The sequence below is a fragment of the Mycolicibacterium neoaurum ATCC 25795 genome, from assembly GCF_000691525.1.
Classification (GTDB): domain Bacteria; phylum Actinomycetota; class Actinomycetes; order Mycobacteriales; family Mycobacteriaceae; genus Mycobacterium; species Mycobacterium neoaurum.
Genome location: NZ_JMDW01000005.1, coordinates 183,548 through 196,228, shown reverse-complemented (window position 1 = coordinate 196,228; position 12,681 = coordinate 183,548). Strand labels below are relative to the sequence as shown.

Annotated in this window: 7 protein-coding genes and 1 pseudogene; all 8 read left to right on the top strand. The window is 67.7% G+C overall.

Annotated features, from left to right (window positions below; all coding sequences use genetic code 11):
* The first annotated feature begins 159 nt into the window (after positions 1–159).
* On the top strand, positions 160–759 hold the full coding sequence (locus IC40_RS0105235; RefSeq protein ID WP_030133697.1) for a hypothetical protein: 600 nt from the start codon (positions 160–162) through the stop codon (positions 757–759).
* A gap of 22 nt (positions 760–781) precedes the next feature.
* A complete protein-coding gene (locus IC40_RS0105230; RefSeq protein WP_030133696.1) occupies positions 782–2,749 on the top strand; it encodes a S9 family peptidase in 1,968 nt (655 codons plus the stop codon).
* A 10-nt stretch (positions 2,750–2,759) separates the two neighbouring features.
* A complete protein-coding gene (locus IC40_RS0105225) occupies positions 2,760–4,034 on the top strand; it encodes a saccharopine dehydrogenase family protein (protein ID WP_030133695.1) in 1,275 nt (424 codons plus the stop codon).
* 97 nt (positions 4,035–4,131) lie between these two features.
* On the top strand, positions 4,132–6,783 hold the full coding sequence (locus IC40_RS0105220) for a valine--tRNA ligase (RefSeq protein ID WP_030133694.1): 2,652 nt from the start codon (positions 4,132–4,134) through the stop codon (positions 6,781–6,783).
* A gap of 19 nt (positions 6,784–6,802) precedes the next feature.
* Positions 6,803–8,215 (top strand): annotated as a pseudogene (gene folC / locus IC40_RS0105215) (bifunctional tetrahydrofolate synthase/dihydrofolate synthase); the annotation flags it as partial.
* Positions 8,216–8,281: 66 nt separating this feature from the next.
* Positions 8,282–8,704, top strand: coding sequence for a DUF4233 domain-containing protein (locus IC40_RS0105210; protein WP_030133692.1), 423 nt, complete (start codon positions 8,282–8,284; stop codon positions 8,702–8,704).
* A 27-nt stretch (positions 8,705–8,731) separates the two neighbouring features.
* A complete protein-coding gene (ndk, locus tag IC40_RS0105205; RefSeq protein WP_030133691.1) occupies positions 8,732–9,151 on the top strand; it encodes a nucleoside-diphosphate kinase in 420 nt (139 codons plus the stop codon).
* Between the two features lie 294 nt (positions 9,152–9,445).
* Complete coding sequence (gene rne / locus IC40_RS0105200; protein WP_030133690.1) at positions 9,446–12,529, top strand: ribonuclease E; 3,084 nt, start codon at positions 9,446–9,448, stop codon at positions 12,527–12,529.
* The last annotated feature ends 152 nt before the right edge of the window (positions 12,530–12,681 follow it).

Sequence of the window (12,681 nt, the reverse complement as noted above, 5' to 3'; positions counted from 1 at the left end):
GGGTTTATCCGCAGTGGCCGGGAGGCACTGACGGTGTACCGAGATGAAAGTAACCGCGCCAATGTGTCCCGGTTGTCATCGGCTGTTAATTCCCTGTGAAGACCGATCGGGGGTCGAAGTTGGGATCGGTAGCCGGCAGCCGGCGGCACAGTCACCGTCATGACCAGCTACCCGCGCCTCGGCGTCGGCCTCGCCCTCGCCGCCCTGTCCGTCACGTTGTTGAGCGGTTGCTCGAAAATCGATCAGATACAACAACTCACCGACGTCGCCAGTACTGCGGTCGAACACCTCGGCGATGCGGCAGGTAAGGACATGCTGGCGGCCGAGTCCATCGACAAGGCCATGGCGGCCATCTCCGCGAAGGTGGGCGCCGACCCGATGCAGGTGGTGGAGTTGGTGTTCACCGAGCTGTCGGTCACCGTGCAGGCCGTCGATCCCGCCGCCCCCACCGAGCTCAATCAGTGGACCTACACCGCAGGCGCGGTGGGACCGCTGCGGCCCGTCGACTACGGCGATGACGCCGAAGCGTTGCGACAGAACCTGTTCTCGGTCGCCGAGGTACCGACCGGCGCCATCGTCACCGCGATCGACAATGCGGTCGACGCCAGCGGAATCGTCGACGGCACCGTGCAGTCCGTCGTCGTCAAGCGCAACCTGCCCTTCACCGAGCAATTGCAGATCCTGCTCAACGTCCAGGGCGAGCGCAGCAGCAAGCAGGTCCGCACCGACCTCGCCGGAACGGTCACCGACATCGTCTGAGCCGGCCCACTACGGTGGCACCATGACACCGTTCGACGATTTCGACAGCTATCTCGCCCTGCCAAGGGTTGCCGGGCTGGCCGTCAGCCCCACCGGCGACCGGGTCGTCACCACCGTCAGCGAGCTCAGCTCCGAGGGTACCGAATATCGCACGGCGATATGGGAATTGGACCCCGCAGGCATCGGCTCCGCGCGCCGGCTCACCCGGGGTGGGAAGGGCGAGTCGGCACCGGTCTTCACTTCCGACGGGGACCTGCTGTTCCTTGCCAGCCGACCCACGACGTCGGGGGAGGAGTCGGCGCCGGCCGCGCTCTGGCGACTGCCCAAGGAGGGCGGTGAGGCCGTCGAGGAGTTGTCGCTGCCCGGTGGGGTGTCGGCCGTGCACGTCGCCGGCGACGCGCCGCGAACGGTGGTCACCACCTCACTGCTGCGCTCGGCGGCCGGCATCGACGAGGACGAGCGGCTGCGGACGCTGCGCAAGGACAACAAGGTCTCGGCGATTCTGCACCGCGGCTATCCGGTCCGGCAGTGGGATCACGATCTGGGACCCGAACTGCCACACCTGTTCGACACCGACGGAAAGCGGGATCTCACGCCCGAGCCCGGTGCGGCGCTGCGGGAGACCGCACTGGACGTCAGTGCCGATGGCACCTTCCTGGTCAGCAGCTGGAACGAGCCGGTCGCAGGGGTGGCGCTGCGCTCGCAGATCGTGCGCATCGACACCGCGACCCGGCAGCGCACCGTGATCGCCGACGACCCCGGCGCGGACCTCGACGCACCGGTGCTCGCCCCGGACGCTCGACGCGTGGCCTTTCTGCGAGAAACCACCTCGACACCCGAGCGGGCGCCACGGATCACGTTGTGCTGGGGCGAAATCGGCCAGGCTTGGACGGAGCTGACCGAATGGGACCGGTGGCCGGCCTCGGTGACATGGAGCGCCGACGGGTCCAGGCTCATCGTCACTGCGGATGACAACGGCAGGCACCCGATCTTCGCCGTCGACCCCGCGACCTGCACGGTGACCCGATTGACCGATGACGCCTACGCCTACAGCGATGTGTGCACCGCCCCGGGTGGGGTGATCTTCGCGCTGCGCAGCTCCTACCTTGCGCCACCGCACCCGGTGCGCATCGATCCCGACGGAACCATCACGATCCTGCCCTGCGTCGAGCTGCCGAAACTGCCGGGCACCGTGGAGGAACTCACCGCTGAGGCACCGGACGGCACCTCGGTGCACTCCTGGCTGGTGCTGCCCGGCGGGACCGAGCCGGCGCCCCTGCTGCTGTGGGTGCACGGTGGCCCACTCGGCAGCTGGAACACCTGGCACTGGCGCTGGAATCCGTGGCTCCTGGCGGCGGAGGGGTATGCCGTACTCCTTCCGGACCCGGCGCTGTCCACCGGTTACGGCCAGGACTTCATCCAACGCGGTTGGGGTGCCTGGGGTGGGCCGCCCTACACCGATCTGATGGCCGCCACCGATACCGCGTGCGAGCACGCCCGCATCGACCGGCAGCGCACCGCGGCGATGGGTGGCTCGTTCGGTGGGTACATGGCGAACTGGATCGCCGGGCACACCGACCGGTTCACCGCGATCGTCAGCCACGCCAGCCTGTGGGCACTGGACCAGTTCGGGCCCACCACCGATGGTGCGTACTGGTGGGAACGGCAAATGACCGAGCAGATGACACAACAGAATTCGCCGCACCGTCACGTCGGCGACATCCGCACCCCGATGTTGGTCATCCACGGTGACAAGGATTACCGCGTGCCGATCGGGGAAGGCCTGCGATTGTGGTACGAGCTGCTCAGCCGGTCCGGGCTGCCTGCCGATGAGGACGGCACCAGCCCGCACCAGTTCCTGTACTTCCCGTCCGAGGGACATTGGGTCGCAGCGCCGCAGCACACGAAGATCTGGTATCAGGTCGTCTCGGCTTTCCTGGGCAACCACCTGTTCGGGCGGGACATGTTTGTGCCCGAACTCCTCGGGTAGCTTCGGGTTCATGACCTCGCCGAACTCTCCGACCTCACCGCAGCGCGAATTCGACATCGTCCTGTACGGCGCCACCGGCTTCGCGGGAAAACTCACCGCGCAGTACCTGGCACTGGCCGACTCGGGGGCGCGGATCGCGCTGGCCGGACGTTCGCTGACCAAGGTGCGTGACGTCCGTGACAGCCTCGGACCCAAGGCCGAGGACTGGCAGCTCGTCGAGGCCGACGCCGACTCGCCGTCGACACTGGCCGATATGGCCGCCCGCACCCAGGTCGTCATCACCACCGTCGGCCCCTACACCAAATACGGGCTGCCGCTGGTGCAGGCGTGCGCCGCTGCAGGCACCGATTACGCCGACCTCACCGGGGAGACGCTGTTCATCAGGGACAGCGCCGAACAGTTCCACAAGCAGGCCGTCGACACCGGCGCGCGGATCGTGCATTCCTGCGGATTCGACTCGGTGCCATCGGATATCAGCGTGTACGCGTTGCACGACCGGGTGACCGCCGACGGCGCCGGTGAGCTGACCGAGACCAACCTGGTGTTGCGCACCTTCGCCGGCGGGGTCTCGGGCGGAACCGCCGCCTCGATGATCGAGTTCATGCGGACCGCGGCCGAGGATCCGCAGGCCCGCCGCGACCTGGAGGATCCGTACACGCTCACCACCGACCGCGGAGCGGAGCCGGAACTGGGCCATCAGTCCGACAACCCCTGGCGGCGTGGACGCGATATCGCGCCCGAACTGGACGGCATCTGGACCGGTGCGTTCGCGATGGCCGCGCCGAACTCGCGCATCGTGCGCCGCAGCAACGCGCTGTTGGATTGGGCGTACGGGCGCAACTTCCGCTATGCCGAGCAGATGAGCCTGGGCTCCTCGGTGTTGGCGCCCGCGGCGGCGGCGCTGGAGACCGCCGCCAGCGTGGCGACCTTCAGTCTGGGCAGCCGCTATATCAACAAGGTGCCCACGGGATTGCTGGAGCGCATCCTGCCGAAGCCGGGCAGCGGACCCAGCGAGCGCACCCGCGACAACGGGCACTACCGCATCGAGACCTACACCACGACCAGCACCGGCGCCCGGTACCGGGCGACCATCGCCCAGCAGGGCGACCCGGGGTACAAGGCCACCGCGGTGCTGCTCGCCGAATGCGGTCTGGCCTTGGCGTTGGACCGTGACCAGCTCTCGGATCTGCGCGGTGTGCTGACGCCGGCCGCGGCGGCCGGTTCGGCGCTGCTCACCCGGCTACCGGCGGCCGGGGTCACCCTGGAGACGGCGCGACTCGACTGAGCGGCGCCGCACCCGGCCGTGCCGTGCGGCCGCGGCGCCGGCTGGGTCAAAGGTGGGCCGTCGGCATCTGCTCGACCGGCCTTCCTAGAATGGCCAGGTGACTGCCAGCCCCTCTTCGCGTGCCGATGCCCTGCCCAAATCCTGGGAGCCGGGTGCGGTAGAAAGCGACCTGTACCAGGGTTGGGTCGACGCCGGCTATTTCACCGCGGATCCCGGTAGCGACAAACCGCCGTATTCCATCGTTTTGCCGCCGCCGAATGTGACCGGCAGCCTGCACATGGGGCATGCCCTGGACCACACCCTGATGGATGCGCTGACCCGTCGTCGCCGCATGCAGGGCTACGAGGTGCTCTGGCTGCCGGGCATGGACCATGCCGGTATCGCCACCCAGTCGGTGGTGGAGAAGCAGCTCGTGGCAGATGGCAAGACCAAAGAAGACCTCGGACGCGAGCTTTTCATCGAGCGGGTCTGGGACTGGAAGCGCGAGTCCGGCGGCACGATCGGCGGGCAGATGCGCAGGCTCGGCGATGGTGTCGACTGGAGTCGTGACCGGTTCACCATGGACGAAGGCCTTTCTCGGGCCGTGCGCACCATCTTCAAACGGCTCTACGACGCGGGGCTGATCTATCAGGCCGAGCGCTTGGTCAACTGGTCGCCGGTGTTGCAGACCGCCATCTCCGATCTCGAGGTCAAATACGAGGATGTCGAGGGCGAGCTCGTCTCGTTCCGGTACGGCTCGATGAACGATGACGAGCCGCACATCGTGGTGGCCACCACCCGGTTGGAGACCATGCTCGGCGACACCGCGGTGGCGGTGCATCCGGACGACGAGCGTTATCGCGCACTGGTGGGCACCACGCTGCCGCATCCATACCTGGACCGCGAGATCGTCATCGTGGCCGACGCCCACGTCGACCCCGAGTTCGGCACCGGCGCAGTGAAAGTCACCCCGGCCCACGACCCGAACGACTTCGAGATCGGGTTGCGGCACAACCTGCCGATGCCGTCCATCCTCGACACCACCGGCGCCATCACCGGCACCGGGACGCGCTTCGACGGTATGGACCGCTTTGCCGCGCGCGTGGCGGTGCGCGAGGCATTGGCCGCCGAGGGACGCATCGTCGCCGAGAAGCGACCGTACCTGCACAGCGTCGGTCACTCCGAGCGCAGTGGTGAACCGATCGAACCCCGATTGAGCCTGCAATGGTGGGTCAAGGTCGAGGCCCTGGCCAAGGCCGCCGGTGACGCGGTCCGCAAGGGCGACACCGTGATCCACCCCGCCAGCCTGGAGCCTCGCTGGTTCGCCTGGGTCGACAACATGCACGACTGGTGTATCTCGCGTCAGCTGTGGTGGGGCCACCGCATCCCGATCTGGCACGGGCCCGACGGTCAGCAGGTCTGCCTCGGCCCCGACGAGACCCCACCGCCGGGGTGGGAACAGGATCCCGATGTCCTGGACACCTGGTTCTCCTCGGCGCTGTGGCCGTTCTCGACGATGGGCTGGCCGGAGGCCACGCCCGAGCTGCAGAAGTTCTATCCCACAACGGTTCTGGTCACCGGCTACGACATCCTGTTCTTCTGGGTGGCGCGGATGATGATGTTCGGCACCTTCGTCTCCGGGGACGACGCCGTGCCGGCTCCGTCGACCGGCAGGCCGCAGGTCCCGTTCGAGAATGTGTTCCTGCACGGCCTGATCCGTGACGAGTTCGGCCGCAAGATGAGTAAGTCCAAGGGCAACGGCATCGATCCGCTGGACTGGGTCGAGAAGTTCGGCGCCGACGCGCTGCGGTTCACCCTGGCCCGCGGTGCGAGCCCGGGCGGTGACCTGTCCATCGGTGAAGACCACGCCCGCGCCTCGCGAAACTTCGCCACCAAACTGTTCAACGCCACCAAGTTCGCATTGATGAACGGCGCCGAACTGACCGATCTGCCGAGCGCCACCCAGCTCACCGATGCCGACCGCTGGATCCTCGGGCGCCTCGAGGAGGTGCGTGCCGAGGCCGATGCCGCGCTGGAGGCCTACGAGTTCAGCCGGGCGTGCGAGTCGCTGTATCACTTCGCCTGGGACGAGTTCTGCGACTGGTACCTGGAATTGGCGAAGGTTCAGCTCGCACAGGGCCATTCGCACACCGGTGCGGTTCTGGCCGCGGTGCTCGACACGTTGCTGAAGTTGCTGCACCCGGTCATGCCGTTTGTCACCGAGACGCTGTGGAAAACCCTCACCGGAGGTGAGTCGGTCGTCATCGCCGACTGGCCGACGGCGACCGCGCACAGCGTGGACGCCACCGCAACCCGACGCATCACCGATATGCAGAAGCTGGTCACCGAGGTGCGCCGGTTCCGCAGCGATCAGGGGCTGGCCGACCGGCAGAAGGTGCCCGCGCGGTTGACCGGCCTCGATACCAGCGATATCGAGTCACAGCTGCCAGCCGTCACCGCGCTGGCGTGGCTGACCGACCCCGCCGAGGGTTTCGCCGCCTCGGCAGCGGTCGAGGTGCGGTTGACCACGGGCACGGTCACCGTCGAGCTGGACACCTCGGGGACCGTGGACGTGGCCGCCGAGAAGCGCCGCCTGGAGAAGGATCTGGCCGCCGCGCAGAAGGAACTCGCGCAGACCACGGGCAAGCTCGGTAACGCCGAATTCCTGGCCAAGGCGCCCGAGAACGTCGTCGAGAAGATCAAGGGTCGGCAACAGCTGGCGGCCGAGGAGGTCGAACGGATCACCGCGCGACTCGCCGACCTGAAATGAGACCAGCGAGCAGCGGAGCGGATCGCGCATGAGCCAACCCACCCCCGATCAGGTCGCCGCGCTGCTGCAGGTGGAGCACCTACTCGACCAGCGTTGGCCGGAGACCAAGATCGAGCCCAGCACCACGCGGATCGTCGCGCTGCTGGAACTGCTGGGCGCGCCCCAGCGCGCGTACCCCTCGATCCACATCGCCGGTACCAACGGCAAGACCTCGGTGGCCCGCATCATCGACGCGCTGTTGATCGCGCTGCACCGGCGCACAGGTCGCACCACCAGCCCGCACCTGCAGTCCGCGGTCGAACGCATCTCCATCGACGGAAAGCCGATCAGTCCAGCCGAATACGTGGCGACCTATCGCGAGATCGAACCGTTCGTCGAGCTCGTCGACCAGCAGTCCGAAGCCGGCGGCGGCCCCAAGATGAGCAAGTTCGAGGTGCTCACCGCGATGGCGTTCGCGGCCTTCGCCGACGCGCCTGTCGACGTTGCCGTCATCGAAACCGGACTGGGTGGGCGGTGGGATGCGACCAATGTCGTCGAGGCCCCGGTCGCGGTCATCACCCCGATCGGGCTGGACCACACCGACTATCTCGGAGACACCATCGCCGAGATAGCAGGGGAGAAGGCCGGCATCATCCACAAGCAGCAGGACGCGCTCATCCCGACCGACACGGTCGCCCTCATCGCGCGCCAGCCTCCAGAGGCCATGGAGGTGTTGCTCGCCGAAACGGTGCGCGCCGATGCCGCTGTGGCACGGGAAGATTCGGAATTCGCGGTGTTGGATCGCCAGATCGCGATCGGTGGTCAGCTGCTCACCCTGCAGGGCCTCGGCGGTGTGTACGACGAGATATTCCTGCCGTTGCACGGCGAGCATCAGGCGCACAACGCGGTCCTGGCGCTGGCCGCGGTGGAGGCGTTCTTCGGAGCCGGTTCGCAGCGTCAGCTCGATATCGACGCGGTACGTGCCGGATTCGCGTCGGTGTCCAGTCCGGGCCGGCTGGAACGGGTCCGTAGCGCGCCGACGGTGTTCGTCGATGCCGCGCACAATCCGGCCGGTGCCGCCGCCCTGACCCAGGCGCTGGCCGCCGAGTTCGACTTCCGTTATCTGGTCGGCGTGATCTCGGTGATGGCCGATAAGGATGTCGACGGCATCCTGGCGGCCCTTGAGCCGGCCTTCGACATGCTGGTGGTCACCCACAACGGATCACCGCGGGCGTTGGATGTGGAGACGCTGGCGGCGCGAGCCGAAGAACGCTTCGGGCCGGACCGGGTGCTCACCGCTGCCACGCTGCCCGACGCGATCGAGGCAGCCACCGCGCTGGTCGAGGAGTCCGGCAACGATGGAGAGGGTTTCTCCGGTAGCGGAATGGTCATCACCGGTTCCGTCGTCACGGCCGGTGCGGCTCGCACCCTGTTCGGGAAGGACCCCGCCTGACATGAGCGACGCTTGCGAGCGAACAGACAGTCGGACATGTGACAGCCGAGCCTGCGAGGCAGCCAGATGAGTGACGCCAACGAACGTCCGGTCCCACCCGCCGCACCTCCCGATCCGTGGAAGAGCTTCCGCGGCATCATGGCCGGCACCTTGATCCTGGAAGCCATCGTGGCGTTGCTGGCGCTGCCGGTGGTGGCCAACGGTGCGGCCGGATTGACGGCGGCCAGCGGCGGTTTCCTGATCGGTGCGGCCGTGGTGCTGGTGCTCATGTCGGGCGTGCAGGGCAGGCCGGGCATCATCTGGGTCAACCTCGGGGTGCAGTTCGTGCTGATCGCCGGCGCGTTGATACATGCCGCCATCGGCTTCATCGGAGTGGTGTTCGCCGCGGTGTGGGCCCTGATCATCTACCTGCGTGCCGAGGTGAAGCGGCGCCAGGATCGCGGTCAGCTCCCCTCGCAGCAGGCCGCCCGCCGACCCGACGCCGAGTAGTCGTTACTGCCCGGTAGGCTATGCGCCGTGACTGAGCGGACTCTCGTGTTGATCAAGCCCGACGGCGTACAGCGGAACCTGATCGGTGAGGTCCTCGGCCGGATCGAGCGCAAGGGCCTGACCTTCGCGGCGCTGGAACTCAAGACCGTCAGCGACGATCTGGCCCGGCAGCATTACGCCGAGCACGACGGCAAGCCGTTCTTCGGATCGCTGCTGGAATTCATCACCTCCGGGCCGGTTGTGGCCGCGGTCGTCGAGGGTCCGCGAGCCATTGCCGCGTTCCGTCAGATCGCCGGCGGCACCGATCCGGTCGAGAAGGCCACGCCCGGCACCATCCGCGGCGACTTCGCCACGGTGACCCAGGAGAACCTGGTGCACGGCTCCGACTCGCCCGAGTCGGCTGCGCGGGAAATCGCGCTCTGGTTCCCCGGTCTGACCGGCGCTTAGCGCCCGCTTTCGCCGCCTTGGTCAGATCCGGGCGCGCGATATGGGATACTGACCTCGGGAGACCGGCGCCACACAGGGGCCGGGAACCCGGATGAAGACTTCGACGAGTGCGACCATCGCGCAAGCGGTGCGGCGCCAGAGCGTCCAGCCATCATTCAGCCAGGCGCCGAACGGGTTCGTCATGGATCCCTCGGGGCGAGACCATAACAAGTTCGGGAGAAGTTCCCCGGACCCATAGCGGAAGCCCTCGCGTGGCCGCGTCATCGGACGCGCCCGGGGGCTTGAGGAGAATTCGTGGCCGAAGATGCCCCCAACACAGACCTACCTGAAAACACCGCGCACAGCGAGGAACTGCCGGCGAAGCTGAGAGTCCACTCGCTGGCCAGGGTGCTCGGCACCACCAGCAAGCGGATCGTGGACGCACTTGCCCAACTCGACGGCCGTGCGCGCAGCCCGCACTCGACCGTCGCACGTGAAGAAGCCGAGCGCGTCCGCGAGGTGCTCAACGCCGAGGCGACCGCCTCCGCGGTGGAGAGCCCGGCCGTGGAGACCCCTGTAGTCGAGACTCCCGCCGAGGCGCCCCCCGTCGTGGAGACCGTCGTCGCGGACACCGTCGTCGAGGTCAGCACCCCGGCAGAGATGGTCGTCGTCGAAGAGACCATCACCGAGGTGCCCGCGACCGACACCGTGTTCGCGGCACCGGCGGTCGAGGAACCGGAGTCCCGGCTGCTCCTCGAAGCGCCGCCCAGCTCGCCGCCGGCCGAAGAGCCCGCCGCGTACATGCCGTTGTTCGTGGCCCCGCAGCCAGTCGAATTCGCACCGCGTCCCGTGGCAGCCGAACCGGCCGGGGACCCCGAGGACACCGATACCGACGGCGACGCCGATGATGCCGACGGCGACGGTGACGATTCCGAACGTCCCGCCGCGCGGCGGCGGCGCCGCGGTCGCCGTGGCCGTGGCCGTGGCCGCGGTGAGCAGAACGTCGAGGACGGCGAGGACGGCGATGCCGAGGCCGACGCCGACGGCGAGCCGGCAGAGTCGGTCACCGAAGGCGCCGACGACTCCGATGATGCCGCTGATTCAGGTGACGGCGAGGACTCCGACGAGGACAGTGGTGAGGACGGCACCGGTGAGGCGGGCACCCGTCGCCGCCGGCGTCGCCGCCGCCGCAAGTCCGGCTCGGCCGACTCCGATGACAACGGCGCTCCCGACGATCCGCCCAACACCGTCGTGCACGAGCGTGCGCCGCGGTCCAAGGCGGCCTCATCCCGCGACGGAAAAGACCCCGACGAGATCCAGGGCATCTCGGGCTCGACCCGACTGGAGGCCAAACGGCAGCGCCGCCGCGACGGCCGCGATGCCGGCCGTCGTCGCCCACCGATCCTGAGCGAGGCCGAGTTCCTGGCCCGCCGCGAGGCGGTCGAGCGCACCATGATCGTGCGCGACAAGGTCCGCACAGAACCGCCGCACGAGGGCGCGCGGTACACCCAGATCGCGGTGCTGGAGGACGGTGTCGTCGTCGAGCACTTCGTGACGTCGGCCGCTTCGGCGTCCCTTGTCGGCAACATCTACCTCGGCATCGTCCAGAACGTGCTGCCCTCGATGGAGGCGGCCTTCGTCGACATCGGCCGCGGCCGCAACGGTGTGCTCTACGCGGGCGAGGTCAACTGGGAGGCTGCCGGCCTCGGTGGCGCCCAGCGCAAGATCGAGCAGGCCCTCAAACCCGGCGATTACGTCGTGGTCCAGGTCAGCAAGGACCCCGTCGGGCACAAGGGCGCCCGACTGACCACCCAGGTCTCGCTGGCCGGTCGCTACCTCGTCTACGTGCCGGGGGCCTCGTCGACCGGGATCAGCCGCAAGCTGCCCGACACCGAGCGCCAGCGCCTCAAGGAGATCCTCAAGGAGGTGGTCCCTGCCGGAGCCGGGGTCATCATTCGCACCGCGTCCGAGGGCGTCAAGGAATCCGATATCCGCACCGATGTGAACCGGTTGCAGGAGCGGTGGGCCCAGATCGAGGCGAGTGCCGCCGAGGTGACCGCGAAGAAGGCCGGCGCAGCCGTGGCCCTCTACGAGGAGCCCGATGTGCTCGTCAAGGTCATCAGGGACCTGTTCAACGAGGATTTCTCCGGGTTGATCGTCTCGGGTGACGAGGCGTGGAACACCATCAACGACTACGTGAATTCGGTGGCACCCGAACTCGTCCCGCGAATGACGAAGTACGAGCCCAGCTCGCCGGACGGGCCGGACGTGTTCGCAGTGCACCGCATCGACGAACAGCTGGCCAAGGCCATGGACCGCAAGGTGTGGCTGCCCTCGGGCGGCACGCTGGTGATAGACCGCACCGAGGCGATGACCGTCGTCGACGTCAACACGGGCAAGTTCACCGGTTCCGGGGGCAACCTGGAGCAGACCGTGACCCGCAACAACCTGGAAGCGGCCGAGGAGGTCGTCCGCCAGCTCCGGTTGCGCGATATCGGCGGGATCATCGTCATCGACTTCATCGACATGGTGTTGGAGTCCAACCGCGACCTGGTGCTGCGCCGGCTGACCGAGGCCCTCGCGCGGGACCGGACCCGCCATCAGGTGTCCGAGGTGACCTCGCTGGGGCTGGTGCAGCTGACCCGTAAGAAGCTGGGCACCGGGCTGATCGAGGCGTTCTCGACGACCTGCAGTCACTGTGCCGGTCGCGGGATCGTGCTGCATGCCGATCCGGTGGATTCGGGTGCGCCCAGCGGTAATGGCCGCAAGTCGGATTCCGGCGGCGGCAATGGCGGTAACGGTGGCGGCGGTGGCCGTCGCGGTAAGCGCGGGAAGAAGGGCGGCAAGCCCGAAGAGCCGCAGGAATCCATCCAGATGGCGAAGGTGCCGTCGCACGCCTCGGGTGAGCATCCGATGTTCAAGGCGATGGCTGCGGCCGGCCGCGAAGAGGGTGACGAGGACCAGACCGACGAGTCGCTCGAGATCGACGGCACCGAACAGGCCGAAGACCAGGGTCCGCGCGGCGATGGGTTCGACAGCGGACCCGTCGATGAGGACCTGGAATCGACCGATTCTGGCGATGACGATTCGGACGACACCGATGATTCCGATGACGACAATTCCGATGACGACGATGCCGTGGTGGGAATCGACGACGATATCGACGTCCTGGACGACGATGATGATGACGACGATTCGGACGACGATTCGGACGATGACGATTCGGACGACGAGTTCGACGATGACGATGATGACGAAGATGACGACGACGACTCGGATGAGGACGATTCGGATGAGGACGACTCGGACGAGGATGTCGAGCCCGTCGTCGCCCCCGTCCGCAGGCCGCGCCGCCGTGCTGCGGCACGTCCGGCGGGCCCGCCGGTAGGGGAGGACTGACGGCGAGCAGCCGGTTTGACCCTGTCCACGCTGCTCACGTACCCTTGACCAGTTGTCGCGGGGCTTGCAGCCGCAACTGCTGGCTCGGCCCGCACCCAAGACCCGCACGTGCATGTTCCATAATGCGCGCGCCCAGATGAACGAAGCAGAGG